Source organism: Sorangium sp. So ce381, from assembly GCF_051473845.1.
In the GTDB taxonomy this organism is placed as follows: domain Bacteria; phylum Myxococcota_A; class Polyangia; order Polyangiales; family Polyangiaceae; genus Sorangium; species Sorangium atrum.
Map to the genome: position 1 here is coordinate 12,643,873 of NZ_CP150336.1, position 21,315 is coordinate 12,665,187.

The window sequence follows — 21,315 nt, forward strand, 5'->3', positions numbered from 1 at the left end:
CGGCCCGCGCCTTCAGGGCCGCGGCGGCGGCGTGGCTCCTCTCGTTCCAGAGCGGGAATGCGGGGGTGTCTTGACCCCGATCTCACCGAATCGAACTCCTGGTATCCTCTGCGCCCCTCGCCCGCCTCCCGGGCGGGGGCGAAAGCCCAGGACGGTTCAATGACCCATCCGCTCCACGACATCTTGCTCCCCGACAGCCGACACGACTTCTTCCCCGTGGTGATCGAGATCCCGAAAGGATCGAAGTGCAAATATGAGCTCGACAAGAAGACCGGGCTCTTGATGCTCGATCGCGTGCTCTACTCGTCCGTGCACTACCCGGCCAATTACGGCTTCATCCCCCAGACGCACGCCGGCGACGGCGACCCGCTCGACGTCCTCGTCCTCATGCAGGAGCCCGTCGTGCCGCTCACCATCGTGAGGGCGCGCGCCATCGGCGGCTTCTTCATGCGCGACGACAAGGGCGTCGACGACAAGATCATCGCGGTCGCCGTCGACGACCCCTCCGTGGCCCATTACCTGACCCACGAGGAGCTCCCGCCGCACGTGACCAAGGAGCTCATGCGGTTCTTCATCGACTACAAGACGCTCGAGAACAAGCTCGCAGAGGTAGACACGATGTACGACAGGAACCGCGCCCTGGAGGTCATCGAGGAGTCCGTCGCGAGCTATCGGTCGATCAGCGCCTGGTCCAAGGGCTGACGCGGCTGGCCCTGGGGGGGCCGGTTGCAGCGGCGCATGGATGGATCGCGGAAGCGGTGGATCGCCCTTCCTGGACCCCTCGGCGTCCACCCCTCGCAATCTTCGAAAAAATCCAGAAACCGGGCACAGCGGCGCCGGGTAACCCCGCGAGAACACTCGGCACGAGGGTTGCTTAACCGCTTTTTGTGGATCGCTTCTCGACGCTCATGGACGACGAAGGCCTTGCCCAGCGGCTCGCCCAGAGCCCTGAGGTCGGAACGCGCCTGGCGATCCAGCGGCTCCGGTTCGACCTCGGATCCGGTGGGAGGTCGAGCTCTCTGGCGTGGCGGGTGACACCGTGAATCGGCTCAACGCGGAGCGTCGAACTCGACTTCGCTCCGGGGAGAGCCACCAAGGGCCCACCATGACGCATGCAGGCGAGCGGGCAGGGCAAAGACGCTGAAAACGACGCTGAAAACGATTCGAACGCGGACGACGTGAACGACGTAAACGACTCAAGCAACACAAACGACGCGGACGATTCGGTGACAGGCCATTGACGCGCGTGCGTATGCGCATGGATTATCGGGCGACACCGCTTGATCGGGGCTTGACAACATGAGAGACATCAGCTTTTCTCAAGCAATGATGAGCACGCTTAATAGCTTAGTTTCGGCGAAAGCGTGTCGCCGCTACTCCGCAGTGGCGCTTCTCCTCGCCGGCCCGCTTGGTTGCTTGGGCAACCTGGGCAATCCCGACGGGACGCCCTCCGAGACCAGTAGCAGCGGCAACGGCAGCGGCAGCGGCAGCAGCAGCAGCGGCGGCGACGCTGGCGGGTCGCCGATGGGCGACCCGCCGGACATGCCGACGGAGATCCCGGATGTGTCGCACTGCGAGGTCGCGGACAAGAGCACCCCTGGCCCGCGCGTCGTGCGTCGCCTGACGGTGGATCAATTCGAGGCCACTGTCCGCGATCTCTTCAAGGACCAGAGCGTCGCCCTCCCGAGCATCTTCAATGATCCGCAGGTGCTCGGGTTCACGGCCGACGCGAACGCGCTGGTGATTCGCGACCTGACGGCCCAGCAGATCATGGATTGGGCCGAGACGACCGCCGACTGGGCGGTGACGAACAAGCTCTCCAGCATCACCTCGGCGACGTGCAGGACCCTGGATGCGAGCTGCCGGACCCAGTTCATCCGCGACTTCGGCCGCCGCGCGTTCCGCGACAAGCTCACGGACGAGCGCGTCGCGTCCTACGACGCGCTGTTCGGGGCGGAGAAGTCGTTCGAGGACGGCGCCAAGGTGGTCGTGGGCGCGATGCTCCAGTCGCCGTACTTCCTCTACCGCCACGAGATCGGGACCGATGCGAACGGCTCGGGCATCTACGAGCTCACCCCGCACGAGATCGCGAGCAACCTCTCGTACTTGCTGACCGGGACCATGCCGGACGAGGCTCTGCTGCAGGCCGCCGACGCGGCCGCCGCCGGGGGCGTCAACCTCACCAGCGAGCAGATCGCCCAGCACGCGCTCCGCCTGCTGGAGGACTCGGCGACCAGGCCGCTCGCCGAGAAGGAGATGATGCGGTTCATGCGCGGCTGGCTCCAGCTGAACCGCCTCGTCACCGCGGTGAAGGACAACACGCTCTTCGATCTCACGGACGCCATGCGCAAGGACATGATGGCCGAGACGCAGGCGCTCGTCGTGGACACCGCGTTCAACCAGAACGGCACGTTCGCCAACCTCCTGCAGGCGGACTACACGTTCATCAACGCCAGCCTGGGTGCGCACTACGGCATCAGCGGCGCCGGCGGCACCGAGCTGACGAAGGTGACGCTCACCCCAGGGCAGCGCGACGGGGGCATCCTGGCCCACGGCAGCTTCCTGACGGGGCATGGCGGCGCGAAGCTGTCCTCGCCGACCCAGCGCGGCAAGATGGTCCGCACGCGCCTCCTCTGCCAGCCGCTCGAACCCCCGCCGCCCGGCGTGGATCCGAACGTCAAGCCCCTGGAGACCCCGGCGACCACGCGCGAGATGGTCGAGCAGCACACGAAGGCGACATACTGCGCGACCTGCCACAACCACATGGACCCGATCGGCGTCGGCTTCGAGCACTACGACACGTTCGGTCGGTGGCGGAACGACGAGAACGGGATCCCCGTCGACGTGACCGGCACGGTCTTCGAGCCGCCCAGCGGCGAAGATTTCAATTTCAACGGCGTCACCGAGCTGGCCGACTACCTCGCGGCGAGCGAGGACGTCAAGGCGTGCATGGTCCGTTACTGGTCGTACTACGCGTTCGGCGGCACCTGGGAGCAGGACGGCTGCACGTACGAGGAGGTCCAGGAGGACGCCGCGAAGGACGAGTTCCGTCTCAAGAGCGTGTGGCTCGCGCTGACGCGCGCGCCGCACTTCACCCGCAGAGTTCAAGGTCCGTGACCCCACGGCTGCAACCCAAGAACAGATCGGTAGCGAGTGAAAGGATCGGTCATGCGCAGCCACAGTCGTAGGAAGTTTCTCAAGGGTGTCGGGGCCAGCCTGGGGGCCAGCCTTCTGTTCTCTCCCTTCTATGATTCCATCGCCAACGCGGCTCCCGGGAAGAAGCCGAAGCGGCTCCTGATCTTCTTCACCATGGGGACGGCCCCCTCGATCTGGAAGCCCAAGAGCGTCTCCGGCGAGACCCCCACGTTCAGCGAGTCCACCTCGCCGCTCGAGGAGGTGAAGGAGCACATCGTGATGCTGGACGGCCTCCCCAGCGGGAGCCCCAGCAACAACCACGGGTCCGCCGACGGCCTCACCGGGATGGGCTATTACAGCAACGGCCCCTACGGGCTGATCTCGGTCGACCAGTACATCGTCGAGAAGCTGAAGGGCAGCGGGCTGTCGACGCCCATCCCCTCGCTCCTGCTCGGCGCCGCCGTCGAGGGTGGCAAGACGGGGTTCTACAAGGGGACCAACCTGTCGCCGATCGCCTCCCCCACGTCCGCCTACTCGACCGTGTTCACGGGCTTCACGCCGTCCAACAACCAAGGCAGCAACGACAACAGCGCCGCGGAGGCCCTGCTGAAGCGGCGCAAGAGCGTCCTCGACAACCTCACGAAAGAGCTCACGTCGCTCAAGGGAAACCTGGGGAAGGAGCAGCAGTACAAGCTGGATCTGCACCTCGAGTCGATCCGCCAGCTCGAGCAGCGGCTCTCGAACACGATGACCCCGGGAGGAGGCGGCGGCGGGACGGGCGCCTGCACCGTCCCGGGAACGCCCAGCGGCGACATGAGCAATGGCTTGAAGGCCAACCAGCTTCATCTGGATATCATCGTCGGCGCGTTCGCGTGCGATATCACCCGCGTCGCCTCGATCCAGTGGGGCTCGGATCAGATGATGAACGCGAACCTGAGCGAGATCGGCCTCAGCGGTGAGGAGCATAACGGCATGATCCACACCGGCGCCCCCGCGCACCTCGACCTGATCAAGCTCGAGAAGTGGCTGCACCAGCAGTTCGTCGGCGTCATCAAGAAGCTGAAGGCGACGCCCGAGGCGGACGGCTCCGGGACGCTCCTCGACAACACGCTGGTCGCCTGGTGCCGCGACATGGGCGACGCGCCGAACCACACCCAGAACGAGATGAAATTCGTCCTGGCGAGCGGCAACGGCGGCTATCTGAAGACGGCCCCCGGCGGCCGGTTCATCAAGAGCGGCGAGCGGCACGAGCGCGTGCTGCTCAGCCTGTGCGACGCGATGGGCGTCACGGACTTCTCCGGCTTCGGGGATCCGGCTCTGGGCAGCAAGTCGCCGCTCCCGGGCATCGCCGCGACCTGACACCGAGGGCGCGAGGCCGCTCGCCGCGACAGGTGCGCCCCCACGCACCTGTCGCGGCGAGCTCCGTTGGCGCGAGATCGGTAGCGTGAAAGGGTCGTCCATGCGCAGCCATCGTCGTAGAGATTTCCTCAAGGGGCTCGGGGCCAGCGTCGGCGCCGGCTTCTTGTTCACCCCCTTCCTCGACTCCATCGCCGAGGCGGCGCCCGGGCGGAAGCCCAAGCGGCTCCTTTTGTTCTGCACGATGGGGACCGCGCCATCGATCTGGAAGCCCACGAGCGTCTCCGGCGAGACCCCCACGTTCAGCGAGTCGACGTCGCCGCTCGCCGACGTGAAGCAGCACGTCGTGCTCGTGGACGGCCTCCCCAGCGGGAATCCGGGGAACAACCACGGCGCGCCCGACGGCCTCACGGGGCTCGGCTTCAGCGATCCCGCCAAGCTGATCTCCGTCGACCAGTTCATCGCGGACAAGCTGATCGCCGCCGGCACGAAGACGCAGATTCCCTCGCTCTTGCTCGGGGCCGAGAGCACGGTGAGCGGCGGGAGATCGCCGTATTATCGCAAGGACAACCTGCCGGGCATCGCCTCTCCGACGTCCGCCTATTCCACCCTGTTCGGCTCGGCGATCCCGTCGAACACCTCCTCTGACGACCTCTTGCGCCGTCGCAAGAGCGTCCTCGATCACCTCAAGAACGAGATCAAGGCGCTCGAGGGGAACCTCGGCTCCGAGCAGAAGTACAAGCTGGAGCTGCATATCGATTCGATCCGACAGATCGAGGAGCGGCTGTCCAATGCGTCGTCCGGCGAGACCGGCGGCTGCAGCGTGCCGACGAAGCCCGCCACCGATCCGGCCAACCCGCTCCAGGCCAACCTGATCCACATGGATCTCCTCGTCGGCGCGTTCGCGTGCGACATCACCCGCGTCGGCGCGATCCAGTGGGGCTCGGATCAGGCCATGAACGTCGATCTCCCGGACATCGGGCTGAAGGGCGACGAGCACGGCGCCATGATCCACACCGGGGCGCCGGCGCACCTCGACCTGATCAAGCTGGAGAAGTGGCTGTCGCAGCGGTTCGTCGATCTCATCAACAAGCTGAAGGCGATCCCGGAGGCGGACGGCTCCGGGACGCTCTTCGACAACACGCTGATCGCGTGGTGCCGCGACATGGGCGACTCGCCGAACCACAACCAGAACGAGATGAAGTTCGTCCTGGCGAGCGGCGAAGGCGGCTATCTGAAGACGGCCCCTGGCGGCCGGTACATCAAGAGCGGCGAGCGGCACGAGCGCGTGCTGCTCAGCCTGTGTGACGCGATGGGCGTCACGGACTTCGCGGGCTTCGGCGATCCGAACCTGCGGTCCAAGTCGCCGCTCCCGGGCCTCTCGGCCAGCTGAGGCGGCCGGCGCGTCGCTCCCCGGCGCGCGCGCTCCGGTTCCCGGCGACCGCCGCCTCGCGCCCGGGCGCCTGCGCTCTCTCGGGCGCACGCCGCCGTCGACCCTCGTCCCGGGCCCGGCGTACACTGGTCACCATGACGACGCGCGCGCCGGCGGGGTACGAGGCAGATCAGCGGCGAGACGACCTGTCCGCGTACGCGCGGTACCTGTCCGCGATGGACGCGTCGATGCGCCAGAAGGTGGCGCTCACGGCGGCGCACCTCCTGTGCGAGGGCCGCGTCGCCGACATGGGCATGGGCTCGGGGCAGGGCAGCGCCGCGCTGGCCCAGCTCTACCCGCGCCTCGAGGTGATCGGCGTCGACATCGATCCGACGGTCGTCGAGCTCGCGCGCCGCGCTCATCATCAGCCGAACCTGGGCTTTCAGCTGGGCGACATCGCCAGGACGGTATTCCCGCCCGAGAGCCTCGACGGGATCTTCGACTCGTCGGTGCTCCACCACGTCACCTCGTACGGCGGTTACCGCCACGCGAACGCCGCCGATGCGCTGGCGGCGCAGGTGGAGCAGCTCGCGCCGGGCGGGGTGCTCGTGGTGAGGGACTTCGTCGATCCCGGGCCGGGGACGGTGTTTCTGGACGTGCCCGCCGAGGACGGCGACGACGGCCGTGACCCCCGCAGCGCCTCGACGGCGGCGCTGCTCGAGCGGTTCGCGGGCGAGTTTCGCTCGCTCTCGCCGGAGCCGGGGTTCCCGCTGGCGCGCGTCGCGCGCGAGCCCTCCGGCGAGCTCCCAGCGCCGCGCATGGGGTGGCGTCGGTACAGGCTCGCCCACAAGCACGCTGTCGAGTTCGTGTTGAGGAAGGATTATCGCGCTGACTGGGAAGCCGAGGTCAAGGAGGAGTATACCTATTTCTCACAAGCGCAGTTCGAGGCGCTCTTCGCCCGCCTCGGCCTTCGCGTGCTGTCGTCGACGCCGCTGCGCAACCCCTGGATCGTGCGGAACCGGTTCGTCGGTCGCTTCGAGCTCCGGGACACGACGGGCGCCCGACTGCCTTATCCGCCCACCAACTACCTGATCGTCGGAGAGAAGGTGAAGGCCGGTCAAGGCGTCGCGTTCCGGCTCGCGCCCGCGGAGAGCTCTCAGCAGTTCTTGCGGATCGAGCACCACCGGGATCGGGCGACAGGGCAGGTGTTCGACCTGGCGGCGCGGCCGCACCCCACGCTGGACATCGTGCCGTTCTTCTTCGCGGGCGAGACGGCGTATGTGCTCGCGCGGACGAGCTATCCGCGGCCGATCGCGCGCGCCTGCCGCGAGGAGACGCCTCCGCTCGACGGCAGCGGGCCGGCCGACTATCTGGCCGAGCCGATCGCGGTCGTGCAGACCGAGTTCCCTGTCGGGCACACGGTCGAGCATGCGCTGGAGCGGGCGGCCGGGGTGTGCGCGGCGGCGATCCAGCGCATGATCCCGGGCACGACGTACTACCCGTCGCCGGGCGGCATCCTCGAAGAGGTGCGCTCGATGCTGGTGGAGGTCGAGCCCACGTTCGTGAACGCGCCGTCGGAGAACGTGTCGGGATTCGGCACCTCGGGGCGCATCCGCGCCGTCGAGGCGCGCCAGCTGCTCCGCGCCGCGCAGGTCGGCGGCCTGCCCGACGCGCGGCTCGAGCTGAACGTATACGACCTCCTGGCGCGCTTCGGCCTGCCGTTCGGACCGTGGATCGGAGACGAGATCCCGCTCCCGGCGGCCGGCGCGGGTCGGCGCGGCGCGGGCGATGCCGGCGGTGCCGGGGCCGGCGACGACGGCGGGGTGGCCGCCGTGCAGCCGACGTCGCTCGCCGCGCTGCTCGGGCGCCCGAGCCGCCGGCGGTTCTCGCGGGTGGACGCGGGCGCCAGCGCGGGGTTCCTCGAGGTGCGGCGGGCGCGCTTCGAGGAGCTGACCGCGGATGGCGGCGTGGTGGCCGCGCGAGAGCTGGAGTACGTGGTGCCTCGGCCGCTCGGGGTGCTCACGGTCTCGACGGCGCTGCTCGCGCGGACGGCGTCGGGGGAGGTCGTGCTCGGCGTGGACGATCACGATCTGCCGGCCGCCCAGAGCTTCTCGGGCAACAGCGGCATCCTTGTCGCGCCGGCGTGGCGGCTGCCGCGGAGCGTGAGCGCGCTGGCGGCCGCCGAGGCGTTCGTACGCGAGCGGCTGCAGGCCGAGTACGGCGTTCGGGTGGAGGCGGCCGTCGAGCTCGGAGGGGCCTACCGCCCTTCGGCAGGGCTGACCCCGGAGCTCGTGCAGCCGCTCGCCTTCGTCGTCACCGCGGCGCCTGCCTCGGCCGGCACGCCTGCCTCTGCCGCCGCGCCCGACCTCGCGCCGGGGTCCGGTGCCGCTCGGCGGCTCTCGTGGGTGCCGCTGATCGAGCTCGTCGCGGGGCGAGAGCGCCTGCCGGACGGCCATCTCCGCGTCGCGGCGCTGCGCGCGGCGCACGCGCTCGGCCTGGCGATCTCGCCGCCCCAGCCGCGGTGACCCGCGGCGGCTTTACCTGAGCGCTTCCTCGAACATGTTCGTGTTGCCGGTCTGGTACGATATCTCGAACCTGACCCTGGAGACCTTCCAGCCGCCCGCGTGCCTGGCGAGCTCATAGCGGTAGTGGCCCGCGACGAGCCAGTCCTCGCCGCCCGGCGCGCGCGCGAACCGATGGTAGGCGCGGACATGGCACTCCACGGAGGCGTGCTCTCCTTTCACCTCGATATCGAGGGGGCCGAGGAAATGTTGTGATGCGTCGATGGCGTCGTGAAACTTGCTCCAGCCCGCCAGAAGATCGTCCGTCCTCTGCTCCTGCGGCTCGCCCCCGAAGACGGACGTGAAATCGGCCACAACGACGTCGGCATAGAGGCCGCGGAGCTCGGTCCAGCGCCGCTTGTCGATGTGGTGGGCAATCCGGACGACCACATTCTGGATCGCCTGCACGTCGCTCGACTCTCGCGTCATGGTCGTCCTTTCGTCGCGTGGAGCAGGTGGCGCCGTGCTCCGTGGTGAGCTCTCTCGAACCGTTCCTGGTCGAAGGAGAGATGCGGTTAGCATGGACGTAAAAAGGCGAGAAGGGCTCCGCCCCCCTCGCCCTCTGGGGTTCGACGTCATTCGAGCGAGGCTGTCGGCCCGGAGCGGCGCGCGCGCCCGCGCCTTTGGGGTGAGCCCGTGAAGCGCCGCGAGCGGCGGTGTCGATGACGGGCTGGCGGCCCCCTGAGGCTTGGACCCCGCAACCGCGCTCGCCGGACGGCGGTTTCGAGGCCTCAGCGGCGCCGCCGGCGCGCGTGAACATGCCGTATCTGCGCGCGCCGCCCGCGCGCGCGGTGAGATCCAGGCCTCCGCGGCGGCTGGCACGCCGGGCGCTTACCGCGCCGCACATCGCCCGTTCGCCGGCCGCTCCCCGCGGCGCGCTGCGGAGCGGAAGACCCCATGGAACTCATGAGCAATTCCCTGAAGATCCCAATGGCCGGCGCCGCGCCGACGGACCTCGCGAGCCGGAGCAGGAGGCTCGGGTGGAGCGCGCGCGCCGATGCCGGGAGGGCCCGATCGTTCGTCGCCCTGCGCGGGCGCATGCTCGCGAGCCCGAGCCTGGCCGGGGCGCTCCAGTTCATGCAGGTGACGACCCGCCCCTGGGAGCCCCACGAGCTCAGGGCGTGGCTCGACGATCACGTGATCGCTCCGGGGTGGATGATGCTCCCGCGCGCTGTGCGCGAGCCGGGCGCGGAGACCGTGGCGCTCCGCGAGCTGGACGAGCGGCCCGAGGCGGTCGCGGCGCTCACCGCGCGCGCGCGCCGGCGCGTGGGGAGCACGCTCGTCGACTTCGTGGCGCCGGACCCCGAGGGCAAGTTTCTCCGCGCAGCGCTGTACAGCGCGCGCGTCCGCTGGGCCGTGGTGGGCGACCGATCAGGCTGGCTGCCGGCGCCGCGCGAGTGCGACTTCCTGAGCGACGTCGTGCTCAGCCTCTTCGCCGCGGCGATCCTCTCGAGCCCGGACCTCTATCAGCGCCACATGACCGTCTGCTCGCACTGCGGGCGCGTCGCGTTCGCCCAGGAGGCGCGGCCGTCCACCGCGGCCTGCCCGCGCTGCGACGGCGAGGTCCGGTGGCGCATTCCCATGGCTGGAGCGGGCCGGCGCCGCGGGAGCGGCGGGACCGGCGAAGAGCGCGCATGAGCGGCGCCTGCGGCGCGTCGCCGGCGGTTGGCTCTGGCGCAAATTATTGTAATTGTTGTGGTTTATGGATCATGACAGCGCGACGTGCGCGACCGCCTCGTCCCTCAACCACGTGCGCTGCCGGCGCACGAAGGTGCGCGTGGCGCGCACGATGGCCGGCGCGAGCTCGTCGGCCGGCAGGCGCCCCTCCAGGTGCTCCCGCACCTGCCGGTAGCCGACGGAGCCCATCGCCCGCGCGTCGCCGTAGCCGCGGGCGAGGAGCGAGCGGACCTCCTCCACCCAGCCCTGCTCCAGCCACCCGGCGACCCGGGCCTCGATGCGGCGGTCGAGCTCGGCGCGGTCCCTGTGCACCGCGAGCAGGCGCGCGGCGTGCCGGCGCTCCCGGAAGCCGTGCTCCGCGTGCCACGCGCTCTGCGTCCGGCCCGAGCGCTCGTAGATCTCCAGCGCCCGGCTGACGCGCACGAGGTCGTTGGGCGCGAGGCGGGCCGCGCTCTCCGGATCCACGGCGGCGAGGCGCGCGTGGAGCGCGGCGCGCCCCTCGGCGTCGGCGATCGCGCGGTGCCGCGCGCGCACCTCGGGATCGGCGGGCGGCGCGGGCGAGAGGCCGAGGACGAGCGCCTTCACCCAGAGGAACGTGCCGCCGCAGACGACGGGGACCCGGCCGCGGCCGCGGATGTCGTCGAGCGCCGCCTCCGCGAGCTCCGCGAAGCGCTGCGCGTCGATCGCCTGCAGCGGATCGACCGCGTCGACCAGATGGTGCGCCGCGCGCGCCCGCTCGGCGGGCGTCGGCTTCCCGGAGCCGAGGTCGAACTCCCGGTAGATCTGCACGCTGTCGGCGCTCACCACCTCGCCGCCGAACCGCTCCGCGAGCCGGATGGCGAGCTCGGTCTTGCCGCTCGCCGTCGGGCCGACCACGACGAGCAGCTCACCCGGCGCGGGCGGCGCGATCGTCTCCCACGACGGCGGCGCGGCGGCCGCGCCTGCGCCCAGGGCGAGCTCGAGCGCCGCCTCGCTCACCGCCGCCCCACGCGGTGCTCCAGCTCCGGCCAGCCGACGCGCATCACGATGGGCCGACCGTGCGGGCAGTGGCCGGCGAAGTCGACCTCGTCGAGCGCCGCGAGCAGGGCCCGCGCCTCCTCCGGCGCCACCGGGTCGCCCGCGCGCAGCGAGCCGTGGCAGGCCATCGTCGCGAGCGCGAGATCCACCGCGCCCGAGAAGGCGCGCTCGCCCGAGTGGCTCAGCTCGTCCACGAGGTCGCGCACGAGGCGCTCGGGCGCCGCGCGGCGGAGCAGCGTCGGCACCGCGTGCACCGCGAGCTGCGCCGCGCCCGCCGGGCGCACGTCGAGCCCGAGCCGCGCGATCGCCTCCTGCGCCTCCTCGACGAGCGACACCTCCGCGGGCGCCGCCTGGACGATCACCGGGAAGAGCAGCTTCTGCGTGGCGACGTCGCGCCCGTCGTACGACGCGCGCAGGCGGTGGAACGTCACGCGCTCCGCCGCCGCGTGCTGATCGAGGAAGTAGATGCCGTCCGGCCCCTCGCACACGAAGAAGGTGTTGCGCACCTGGGCGAGGAAGCGCAGCGACCGCCAGGCGACCACGCGCTCGGCCGCGGCGAGCACCGGGCCGCTGCCGGTCGGATAGGGGACGGGCGGCGACCCCGGCGCGGGCGCGGGCGGCTCGCCTGGCCCGCCGTGCGCCGGTGCCGGTAGATCGAGCGCCGCGATGTCGGCCCACGCCCCGAGCTGCGTCGGCGCTGGCCCGGCCGGCGCAGCGTGAGGACGTGCCGGCGGGACCCCGCCGAGGTCGCCGCCGAGGCCCCATGGATCGTCCGGCGGCGCCTGCCGCTCGCCCGACGCGCCCGCGGGGGACGTCGGTGCGCCTGCCGCGGGCGCCTCCGCCGCGGGGCCGCCCGACCAGACCCAGGCGTCTCCGGGCGGCGCCGCCGCGTCCTCGAAGAGCTTGCCCTTGCGGCCCTGGAAGCCGCCGGGGGCCGGCGCGGGCAGGCCGAACGCCGCGGCCACCTGCGCGGCGACGATCTTGTAGAGCGCGTCGGCGACGGCGCGGCCGTCGGCGAAGCGGACCTCGGCCTTCTGGGGGTGGACGTTCACGTCCACGAGCTCGGCGGGCAGATCGATGAACACAGCGCCGATGGGGTACCGGCCCGGCTCGAGGACGCTGCCGTAGGCGAGCGCGATCGAGCGGGCCAGCGAGCGGTCGCGCACGTGCCGGCCGTTCACGAACATCCACAGCCAGCTGGCGCCCGAGCGGGCGCGCTCCGGCCGCGACACGAACGCCTCGACCGTGAGCGGCCCCCGCTGGCCGGCGCACGTGGCGAGCTCCTCGCCCGCGAGCATCATGCGCGCCCGCTCCGCGCGGCTCGAGGTGCGCAGCCACTCCCGCGCGACGCGCCCGTCGCGCGAGAGGACCAGCGTCACGCCCGGCTCGCCGAGCGCGACCGCCTGCGCGATCTCGGACACGTGCGCCGACTCGGTGCCGACGGCGCGCAGGAACTTGCGGCGCGCGGGGACGTTGTAGAAGAGATCGCGCACCTCGACCACGGTGCCGGCGGCGCACCCGCAGGGGATGGCCTGCGCCGCGCCGCCGCCCTCGATCCGGATCTCCGTCCCCTCGGCCTCGCCGTCGCGCCGCGTCCGCAGCGAGAAGCGGCTCACCGAGGCGATGCTCGGGAGCGCCTCGCCGCGGAAGCCGAAGCTCTGGATGCTGCGGAGGTCGTCGAGCCGGGCGATCTTGCTCGTGGCGTGGCGGAGCACCGCGAGGGAGGCGTCCTCGCGGCTCATCCCGCGCCCGTCGTCTGCGACGCGCACCAGGCCGACGCCGCCCCCCTCGATGTCGACGCGGATGCGGCGCGCGCCCGCGTCGAGCGCGTTCTCGACGAGCTCCTTCACGACGCTCGCCGGCCGCTCGACCACCTCGCCCGCCGCGATCTGGTTGGCGAGGTCGTCCGGGAGGATGGCGACCCTCCGCCCCTCGGCCTGTGTGAGCGTCGATCGAGGATCCGCGCCGGCGATCCTCTCCGCTGTGCTCATGGCTCGTCGCCGGGGTCGACCGTCCGGGCGACCGCCTGGAAGTACATCTTGGTGCGCTCCCGCGTCAGGGCCAGCGCTGCGGAGCCGAGGACGGCCAGCTCGAAGAACACGAAGCGCACCCGCTCGGCGGTCCACCAGAGGCCGGCGTTCGTGAGGCCCGCGCGCTCGGGGATGTCCGGCGGGAGGAGCGCCCCCGCCTGCGCCACCATGTCGATCCAGGCGCCGCGGACGCCCCGGGTGAGGGCGTACTCGACCGCGGCGAAGGCCAGGTTGGCGGCGAGGACCTGGAGGACGAAGCCGCGCGTGCCGGGCCGCCCGCCGAGCGCCAGGCCGCTCGCGACGACGAGCAGCCCGCCGAGGAGCAGCTTCGCGATGCTGAGGGGGAAGGAGACGTCCTGGTAGAGGCTCAGCGCGCGCGCCTGCGCGGCTTCGAGCACGAGGAACGTGAACTGGAACGGATCCCCCTGGTCGCGCGCTTGCTCGGCCACGGCCATGACGTCGGGGGCCATGCCGGCGCGCAGGTACATGGCCGTCCCGCACCCGGCCATGAAGCCGCGCACGCCGATGAGCCAGGTGAGCAGCATGGTGGCCACCAGGTACCAGGGGCGCAGCGAGCGCGGGCGCGGCGGGCGGTGCGAGTCCACGTGGAGGAGGCTGGCGTGTAGCACGTTCTCCGATCCCGCGCGCTGTCTTCCTTACCTGCGGATCTCGGAGCGGGTAGCCTCCGGATCGCGAAGCGCCTGCGCGCCTGCGCGCCGGCGCAGGTGGCGCGGTGCGGCGGGGCTGTACTAGAACTTCGAGGACGAGGTCCTGGTGGCGAAGAGCAAGAGCGAGCCGCGAACGAAGCGAACGAAGGGGACCGGAGCGCCCCAGCCCGACGGAGTGGCGAAGGCGGGGCTCCAGGCCGGAGCGGAGGACGAAGGCGCGGACCTCCGGCCCGACTCGGACGCGGCCCTCCGGCCCGCAGCGAAGCGCCGCGCGCGCTCCTCCGCGAAGGACGGCGGGCGCGCGCGTGCCGAAGCGCAGCCTGCGGCGGGCGACGACGAGGGCCCGCGCGAGGACGACGACGAGGCGGACGGCGCGCCCGAGAGCGGCGCCGCGAGGACGGGCGACGTCGAGGAGGGCGACGTCGTGGAGGTCGTCGGCGAGGTGATCGACGACGCGAGCCTCGACGTGAACGACATCGAGCTCCCGCGCTCCGCGAGGGCGAGCGGCGGCGAGGGCCGCGGCGGCGGCGACGTCGCGCTGTCGCGCACGGACCCGCTGCAGGCCTACCTGCGCGAGGTGCAGCGCCACGCGCTGCTCACGCCGGACGAGGAGAAAGAGCTGACGATCAAGTACACGAAGACGCAGGACGTCGCGACCGCCGCGCGGCTCGTGACGGCGAACCTGCGGCTCGTGGTCAAGCTCGCGTACGAGTACCGGCGCGCCTACAAGAACATCATGGACCTCATCCAGGAGGGGAACATCGGCCTGATGCAGGCCGTGAAGCGCTACGATCCGTACCGCGGCGTGAAGCTCTCCTCGTACGCGGCCTGGTGGATCCGCGCGTACATCCTCCGCTTCATCCTCAACAACTGGCGCCTCGTGAAGCTCGGCACGACGCAGGCGCAGCGGAAGCTCTTCTTCAACCTCAACAAGGAGAAGGCGAAGCTCTCGGCGATGGGCATCGAGCCCACGGCGGCGGAGATCGCGAAGCGCCTGTCGGTCGAGGAGAAGGAGGTCGTCGACATGGACCGCCGCCTCTCGAGCGGCGAGGCCTCGCTCGACGCCCCGGTCGGCGATCTCGAGGGCCGGACGATCCCGCGCGTCGAGCTGCTCGTGTCGTCGGGGGCGAGCCCGGACACCGCGTTCGAGGCGAGCGAGATGGGCAGGCTCGTCCACGATCGGCTCTCGAAGTTCCGCGAGACGCTGAAGGGCAAGGACGTGATCATCTTCGACAAGCGCATGGCCGCCGAGGATCCGCTCACGCTCCAGGAGCTCGGCAACGAGTTCGGCATCTCGCGCGAGCGCGTGCGCCAGCTCGAGGCGCGGCTCCAGTCCAAGCTGCGGACGTACCTCCAGGAGGAGCTCGGCGACGCCGTCGAGATGGACTAGGCCTTGTCGAGCGGCGAGCAAGGCGGGTCGAACGACCGCGGGTGCCTCTACGTGGTGGCGACGCCGATCGGCAACCTCGGCGACATCACGCTGCGCGCGGTCGAGACGCTGCGCGGGGCGGACCGCATCCTCGCGGAGGACACGCGGCGGGCCCGGGCGCTCCTCGGCCACCTCGGCGTCTCGGGCAAGCCGGTCGACCGGTTCGACGCGCACGCCTCCGAGACCGACGCGGCGCGCGCGGCCGCGCGGCTCGCGGCGGGCGAGTCGATCGCCTTCATGACCGACGCCGGCACGCCGGTCGTGAGCGATCCGGGGACGGCGCTCGTGCGCGCGGCCGCGGAGGTCGGGGCGCGCGTCGTGGCGATCCCGGGGCCGAGCGCGGTGATGGTGGCGGTGAGCGCGTCGGGGCTGGTGACGGGGGGCTTCCGCTTCGTCGGGTTCCTGCCCCGCGGCGGGCGCGAGCGGCGCGAGGCGCTGGCCCTCGTCACGTCGACGCCGGAGGCGGTGGTGCTGTTCGAGTCGCCGCGGCGCTTCCGCGAGACGCTCGCCGACCTCGCCGAGCGGATGCCCGGGCGGCGCGCCGTCGTCGCGCGCGAGCTGACGAAGGTGCACGAGGAGATCCTGAGCGGCAGCGTGGAGGAGCTCGCGGCGATCGAGCGGGAGTGGCTCGGGGAGATCACGCTCGTGCTCGCGCCCGCGGCGCCGGCCGCGGAGGGCGCGCGCCCGAGCGACGAGGAGCTCGACGCGCGCATCGATCGGGAGCTCGCCCAGGGGAGGCGGGCCAAGCACATCGCCGAGGAGCTGTCGGTGGAGCTCGGGCTACCGCGGCGCGAGATCTACGCGCGGGCGGTGGCGCGGCGGGGGGAGCCGCGCGAGTAGAGCGGGAGAAAAAACGCAAAGGCGCCAAGGCGCAAAGACGCAAAAAAGAGAAGAGATTGACGGAGAAGCGTCCCGGTGAGCAGCGGACGCTGCCTCTCTCATCTTTCTTTTTGCGCCTTTGCGTCTTTGCGCCTTTGCGTTTTTTTCCTCTCCTCTCACTGCTCCGGAGAGGCGCGCGGCGGTCACGTGTGCCGGCCCTGCCCTCGCGACTTCAGGGCGTCGACCGCGTGCTTCACTTCCTGGGCCCGATCGCGCGGCACGATGAGCAACGCGTCGTCGGTCTCGACGACCACGAGGCCCTCCACGCCGACGAGCGCGATCACCCGGGGATCGTCGGGCGCGGCGCGCGCGCGCAGATCGACCACGTGGTTGCCGTGCGCGTCGATCAGCACCGACCCCGCGGGCGCGCTGTTGCCTCGCTCGTCCTTGTCGGCGAGCTCCCAGGCGCTCTGCCAGCTGCCCACGTCGCTCCAGCCGAAGTCGCCGGGCACCACGGCGAGCCCGGCGACGTGCTCCATCACGCCGTGATCGATGCTGACGGCTGGCAGGCCCGGGAACACCCGCAGGACGGCTTCCGCCTCGGCGTCCGGGCCGAGCGCGGCGGCGCGGTCGATCTCGTCGAGCCCCGCGGCGAGCGCCGGCAGGTGGGCGCGGATCGCGGCCAGCATGTCGCCCGCGCGGAAGATGAACATCCCTGCGTTCCAGAGGAAGCGGCCGCTCGCCACGAACTCCGTCGCGCGCTCGCGGCTCGGCTTCTCGACGAAGCGCCGCACCTTGCGGGGCTTGCGGGGCGCCGCGCCGTCCGCCCCGGCGGCCTCCTCCGCCTCGATGTACCCGAAGCCCGTCTCCGGGTGCGTCGGACGGATGCCGATCGTCGTGATCGCGCCGCCCTGGGCCGAGGCGACGGCGGCCCCCAGCGCCTCGAGGAACCTCGGTACGTCGCCGATGTGGTGGTCGCTCGGGAGCACGACGACGACCGCCTCGGGGTCGTCGCGCGCGACGGTCGCGGCCGCCCAGCCGATGCACGGCGCCGTGTTGCGCGGCGCCGGCTCGACCAGCAGGCGCCGCTCGGACACCTCGGGCAGCGCCGCGCGGGTCGGCGCGACCAGGTGCTGGCCGGTCGCGATCCAGACGCGCTCCCATCCCGCGCGCCCGCCGCGGGCGCACAGCGGAAGCACCCGGCGCGCCGTCGCGGTGAGGAGCGGCTCGCCGCCGAGCAGCGGCAAGAGCTGCTTCGGGCGCGCGGCGCGCGACGCCGGCCAGAAGCGGGTGCCCGCGCCGCCGGCGAGGATCAGGACATGGATCGAGGGGTCGGTCGGGGTCATCGGCGCTTCTCCTCGGTTGGACATGCGGTTTGGAAGTGCGGTCTCGGCGTCGAAGAGGGTCGCACGATCGCGGTGCGGCCGCCGAGCGTCGCTCAGGCGAGGCCGGGCAGCGCGCGCGCGTAGGCCACCATCGCGAGGCCGAGGGGGACGACCCACAGCGAGAGCGCGCCGACGCGCCGCCGCTCGGCGAGGGCGCGGAGCGCGGAGGCCGCCGCGGCCGCGCTGACGAAGGCGGCGAGGAGGCCGAGCGCCACGGCGCCCGCCCCTGGCGCGGGGCCGTGGAACGCGCGCGCCTCGGCGAGCCCCGAGGCGAGCAGCGCGGGGATGCTCAGCGCGAGCGAGAGCTCGACGGCGCGCCCGGGACGGACGCCGAGCCAGAGCAGCACGACGAGCGCCGCCCCGATCCGCGAGGCGCCGGGCAGCGCCGCGACCCCGTGCGCCGCGCCGGCCGCGAGCGCGCAGGCGAGCGACGGCGCGTCGGCCTCGTCGCGGCCGTCCCGCTGCGGCGCGAGCGCGGTGCTCGCGAGCGCCGCGCCGGTGGCGAGCAGGCCGAGCCCGACCGCGAGCGGCGCGTCCCGCCACGGCGCGACGTACGGACGGAGCGCCGCCGCGACGATCAGGCTCACCGCGGCGCCCAGCGCGAGCCCCGCCGCGTCGCGCGCCGGCGGCGACGCCCTGAAGAGCGACGGCCTCGCGAGCGCCCGGGCGCCCTCGCCGAGCGCGCGGAGGAGCCGCTGCCGCACGGCGAGCGCGAGCGCCGCCGCCGCCGCGAGCGCCTGCGCGGCGGCGACCCAGGCGTCGCCGTCGGCCGCGCGGAGCCAGAGCCGGGCCGCCGCGCCATGCCCGGTCGCCGAGATGGGCAGCGCCTGCGCCGCCCCCTGCACGGCCGCGAGCACCGTCACGTCAACGAGACCCACGCTCGAGCGATATCCCAGCCCGGCGCGTCCTGTCGATCCCGAGCAGCAGCGCCGGCGAGGCCAGGGTCTGCCGGCTTGCCGCGGTTCAGCTTTTCACCTACATAACCACCCTGGATCCGTCCCTCCTCGCCTGGAGCGAGGGGGGCGAGCCGAGCGAGGTTCCGCCCGATGTTGATGGCCTACGCCAGCGTTGCCGCGTTCTTTCTGGTGGCGATCGGCTTCATGCTCGGCTCTCTGCTGTTCGGGAAGCTGCTGCGCCCCAACAACATGTACGCCGAGAAGGTCGAGACGTACGAGTGCGGCGAAGCGCCTGTCGGGCCCGCGTGGTTCAACTTCAACCCGCGTTTTTATATCATCGCGCTCGTCTACATCATCTTCGACGTCGAGATAGCGTTCATCTACCCGGTCGCGGCCGTGTTCAAGCGCTGGGTGGACCAGGGGAACGGGCTCTTCGCGCTGATCGAGATCTTCCTCTTCGTGGCCATCCTGATGCTCGGCTTCGCCTATGTCTGGGTGAAGGGCGATTTCAACTGGATCCGCTCCATCAAGGGGGATCCGCGCGGGGCTCAGAACGTGAGCAGCCGGGCCCAGCCGCGCGCGCCGCGCGCGGGCGCGAGCGAAGGCGCGCCGGCGGGCCTCCCGGGTCAGGCGGCGGTCGCCGAGGGAGGTGCGGAGTCATGACATCGAACCTGAACCTGATGGCCCCGCCCCGCGGGTGGGAAGCGAAGTACGAGAGCGACGGCGGCGGCGTCATCACGACGAGCGTCGATCAGACCGTCAACTGGCTGCTCAACTGGGGCCGATCGAACAGCGTCTGGTACATGCTCTTCGGCCTGGCCTGCTGCGCCATCGAGCTCATGCAGACCGGCGGCCCCCGCGGCGATCTCGAGCGCTTCGGGGCCGCGCCGCGGCCGAGCCCCCGGTCGAGCGACCTGTTCATCATCGCGGGGACGCTGACGTACAAGATGGCGACCCGCGTGAAGCGCCTCTATGACCAGATGTCGGAGCCGCGCTTCGTCATCTCGATGGGCAGCTGCTCGAACTGCGGGGGCCTCTTCCAGTACGCGTACTCGGTCTGCAAGGGCGTGGATCAGATCATCCCGGTCGACGTCTACGTCCCCGGCTGCCCCCCGCGACCCGAGGCGCTGCTCGAAGGGCTCCTGAAGATCCAGGAGAAGATCAAGAGCGAGCGGGCCCTCGGCCGCCGCGGCGCGACGGGCGGCTGAGCCCTCTCCTCTCGACACCTCCCGGATCTTGCATGTCACCCGAAGCTATCTTCCAGGCGCTCCAGGCGAAGCTCGGCGAAGACGCGGTCTTCGACTTCCACCCCGTGTCCTCGAAGGATCGCGACGCCTGGCTCCAGGTCGCGCCCGCGAAGATCGAGCCCGTGTGCCGGCTCCTGCGCGAGGCGCCGGAGCTCGATTTCGATTACCTGGAGTGCATCACCGGGGTCGACTATCCCGATCTCAAGAAGATCGTCGTCGTCTATCACGTCTACTCGTACGCGAAGAAGCACCGGGTCGTCCTGAAGGTGTTCCTCGACCGGGAGAGCCCGGCGGTGTCGACGCTCGTCGACGTGTGGTCGGCGGCGAACTGGCAGGAGCGGGAGTGCTTCGACCTGCTCGGCGTGCGCTTCGAGGGGCACCCGGACCTCCGCCGCCTGCTCCTGCCCGACGACTGGGAGGGGCACCCCCTCCGCAAGGACTGGCAGGAGAAGGCCGAGTACCACGGCATCCCGACGCAGCGGCCGAACCCCGTCGAGCTCTTCAAGATCAAGCTCCCTAAGAAGGACGCGGAGGCGTCATGAGCCAGGTCATCTTCAGCGTCGACCGCGCGGGCGCGGAGCCGGGCGCCGAGATGGAAGACGAGATGACCCTCAACATGGGGCCTCATCACCCGTCGACCCACGGCGTGCTCCGCTTCGTCATCTCGACGGACGGCGAGATCATCCGGAAGGCGGTGCCGGACGTCGGCTACCTGCACCGGAGCATCGAGAAGATCGGCGAGCGCTGCACGTACAGCGGCTTCATGCCGTACACGGATCGCGTCGACTACATCGCTGCGATGTTCGCCAACGAGGCGTGGGCGAGCGCCTGCGAGAAGCTGATGGGCATCGAGGTGCCCAAGCGGGCGCAGTACCTCCGCGTCATCTCCTGCGAGCTCAACCGGATCGGGAGCCACATGATCGCGCTCGGCGCGATGGCGATGGACGTCGGCGCGGTCACGCCCTTCCCGTGGGCGCTGCGAGAGCGGGAGTACATCAACGACTTCATCGAGGAGCTGTGCGGCGCGCGGCTCACCTTCAATTACCACCGCATCGGCGGCGTGTCGTTCGACATGCCGAAGGGGTGGGCCGACAAGGTGAAGCGCTGGCTCGACCGCTTCGAGCCGATCATGGTCGAGTTCGACCGGCTCATCAGCCTGAACGACATCTTCATCAAGCGCCTCGCCAACGTCGCCGTGGTCACGGCCGAGGAGGCGAAGGACTGGGGGCTCGTCGGACCCAACCTGCGCGGGTCCGGCGTGAAGTGGGACCTCCGCAAGGAGGACGCCTATTCGGTCTACCCCGAGCTAGAGTTCGACGTGCCCGTGGGCCGAGGGCGCTACGGGACCGTGGGAGACTGCTGGGACCGGTTCTACGTCCGCGTCGAGGAGTGCCGCGAGTCGGCGAAGATCCTCCGCCAGGCGCTCGACAAGGTCGACGAGCACCCGGAGGACGACATCCTGGGCAAGCTGCCGAAGAAGATGCGGCCCGACGGGGAGGCGTACGCTCGCATCGAGAGCGCCCGCGGCGACATGGGCTGTTACGTGATCGGGCGCGGCGCGGAGGAGGCGTATCGGGCGCGCTTCCGGACAGGGAGCTTCACCGCGATGGCGATGATCGAGGCCAAGAGCCCAGGGCTGTTCCTGGCCGACCTCGTGGCGCTCATCGCGAGCTTCGACGTCGTGGCGCCCGAGATCGACCGGTGAGCGGGCGAGGGGGAAGCC

General features: G+C 71.3%; 18 protein-coding genes. 12 read left to right on the forward strand and 6 right to left on the reverse strand.

Going from position 1 to position 21,315, the window contains the following annotated elements:
• Positions 1-159: 159 nt before the first annotated feature.
• The 5 genes from WMF29_RS47560 to WMF29_RS47580 all read left to right on the forward strand — a co-directional run bounded on the left by WMF29_RS47560 (position 160) and on the right by WMF29_RS47580 (position 8,388).
• Positions 160-702 (forward strand): inorganic diphosphatase, encoded by a 543-nt coding sequence (locus tag WMF29_RS47560; protein ID WP_012241655.1) that lies wholly within the window; start codon positions 160-162, stop codon positions 700-702.
• Between the two features lie 714 nt (positions 703-1,416).
• Positions 1,417-3,117, forward strand: a complete 1,701-nt coding sequence (locus WMF29_RS47565) for a DUF1592 domain-containing protein (RefSeq protein WP_437326641.1) — start codon at positions 1,417-1,419, stop codon at positions 3,115-3,117.
• Positions 3,118-3,168: 51 nt separating this feature from the next.
• Positions 3,169-4,494 carry a DUF1552 domain-containing protein gene (locus tag WMF29_RS47570; RefSeq protein ID WP_437326642.1) on the forward strand — a complete coding sequence of 442 codons (1,326 nt, stop codon included), beginning with the start codon at positions 3,169-3,171 and terminating at the stop codon, positions 4,492-4,494.
• 100 nt (positions 4,495-4,594) lie between these two features.
• Positions 4,595-5,884 carry a DUF1552 domain-containing protein gene (locus WMF29_RS47575; protein WP_437326643.1) on the forward strand — a complete coding sequence of 430 codons (1,290 nt, stop codon included), beginning with the start codon at positions 4,595-4,597 and terminating at the stop codon, positions 5,882-5,884.
• Between the two features lie 134 nt (positions 5,885-6,018).
• Entirely contained in the window at positions 6,019-8,388 is a 2,370-nt protein-coding gene (locus WMF29_RS47580; RefSeq protein ID WP_437326644.1) for a methyltransferase domain-containing protein, read from the forward strand.
• Positions 8,389-8,400: 12 nt separating this feature from the next.
• Here the strand turns inward: WMF29_RS47580 and WMF29_RS47585 are convergent, their stop codons facing one another.
• Complete coding sequence (locus tag WMF29_RS47585; RefSeq protein WP_437326645.1) at positions 8,401-8,853, reverse strand: nuclear transport factor 2 family protein; 453 nt, start codon at positions 8,851-8,853, stop codon at positions 8,401-8,403.
• 477 nt (positions 8,854-9,330) lie between these two features.
• Between WMF29_RS47585 and WMF29_RS47590 the strand changes: the two genes are divergently transcribed.
• Positions 9,331-10,062: a hypothetical protein gene (locus tag WMF29_RS47590; protein WP_437326646.1), complete on the forward strand. Its 732-nt coding sequence runs from the start codon at positions 9,331-9,333 to the stop codon at positions 10,060-10,062.
• Between the two features lie 69 nt (positions 10,063-10,131).
• On the opposite strand, the gene miaA is transcribed toward WMF29_RS47590, so the two are convergent.
• Genes miaA through WMF29_RS47605 form a run of 3 tightly spaced genes read right to left on the reverse strand, consistent with a single transcriptional unit; the run spans position 10,132 to position 13,777 of the window.
• Entirely contained in the window at positions 10,132-11,079 is a 948-nt protein-coding gene (gene miaA, locus WMF29_RS47595) for a tRNA (adenosine(37)-N6)-dimethylallyltransferase MiaA (RefSeq protein ID WP_437326647.1), read from the reverse strand.
• A complete protein-coding gene (gene mutL / locus WMF29_RS47600) occupies positions 11,076-13,109 on the reverse strand; it encodes a DNA mismatch repair endonuclease MutL (protein WP_437326648.1) in 2,034 nt (677 codons plus the stop codon). Before mutL ends, miaA begins: the two co-directional genes overlap by 4 nt.
• A complete protein-coding gene (locus tag WMF29_RS47605; protein ID WP_437326649.1) occupies positions 13,106-13,777 on the reverse strand; it encodes a hypothetical protein in 672 nt (223 codons plus the stop codon). Before WMF29_RS47605 ends, mutL begins: the two co-directional genes overlap by 4 nt.
• A 145-nt stretch (positions 13,778-13,922) precedes the next feature.
• Between WMF29_RS47605 and WMF29_RS47610 the strand changes: the two genes are divergently transcribed.
• Positions 13,923-15,206 (forward strand): RNA polymerase factor sigma-32, encoded by a 1,284-nt coding sequence (locus WMF29_RS47610; protein WP_437326650.1) that lies wholly within the window; start codon positions 13,923-13,925, stop codon positions 15,204-15,206.
• A 3-nt stretch (positions 15,207-15,209) separates the two neighbouring features.
• Positions 15,210-16,085: a 16S rRNA (cytidine(1402)-2'-O)-methyltransferase gene (rsmI, locus tag WMF29_RS47615; protein ID WP_437326651.1), complete on the forward strand. Its 876-nt coding sequence runs from the start codon at positions 15,210-15,212 to the stop codon at positions 16,083-16,085.
• A 182-nt stretch (positions 16,086-16,267) separates the two neighbouring features.
• On the opposite strand, the gene WMF29_RS47620 is transcribed toward rsmI, so the two are convergent.
• Together WMF29_RS47620 and WMF29_RS47625 are read right to left on the reverse strand one after the other, a co-directional pair.
• A complete protein-coding gene (locus WMF29_RS47620) occupies positions 16,268-17,410 on the reverse strand; it encodes a mannose-1-phosphate guanylyltransferase (protein WP_437326652.1) in 1,143 nt (380 codons plus the stop codon).
• A 92-nt stretch (positions 17,411-17,502) separates the two neighbouring features.
• Positions 17,503-18,327 carry an undecaprenyl-diphosphate phosphatase gene (locus WMF29_RS47625; RefSeq protein WP_437326653.1) on the reverse strand — a complete coding sequence of 275 codons (825 nt, stop codon included), beginning with the start codon at positions 18,325-18,327 and terminating at the stop codon, positions 17,503-17,505.
• A gap of 168 nt (positions 18,328-18,495) precedes the next feature.
• Between WMF29_RS47625 and WMF29_RS47630 the strand changes: the two genes are divergently transcribed.
• Genes WMF29_RS47630 through WMF29_RS47645 form a run of 4 tightly spaced genes read left to right on the forward strand, consistent with a single transcriptional unit; the run spans position 18,496 to position 21,297 of the window.
• Positions 18,496-19,008 (forward strand): NADH-quinone oxidoreductase subunit A, encoded by a 513-nt coding sequence (locus tag WMF29_RS47630; protein WP_437326654.1) that lies wholly within the window; start codon positions 18,496-18,498, stop codon positions 19,006-19,008.
• Positions 19,005-19,553 carry an NADH-quinone oxidoreductase subunit NuoB gene (gene nuoB, locus WMF29_RS47635; RefSeq protein WP_012241670.1) on the forward strand — a complete coding sequence of 183 codons (549 nt, stop codon included), beginning with the start codon at positions 19,005-19,007 and terminating at the stop codon, positions 19,551-19,553. Before WMF29_RS47630 ends, nuoB begins: the two co-directional genes overlap by 4 nt.
• Positions 19,554-19,585: 32 nt before the next feature.
• A complete protein-coding gene (locus WMF29_RS47640) occupies positions 19,586-20,134 on the forward strand; it encodes an NADH-quinone oxidoreductase subunit C (RefSeq protein WP_437326655.1) in 549 nt (182 codons plus the stop codon).
• Positions 20,131-21,297, forward strand: coding sequence for an NADH-quinone oxidoreductase subunit D (locus WMF29_RS47645; RefSeq protein ID WP_437326656.1), 1,167 nt, complete (start codon positions 20,131-20,133; stop codon positions 21,295-21,297). Before WMF29_RS47640 ends, WMF29_RS47645 begins: the two co-directional genes overlap by 4 nt.
• Positions 21,298-21,315: the final 18 nt, after the last annotated feature.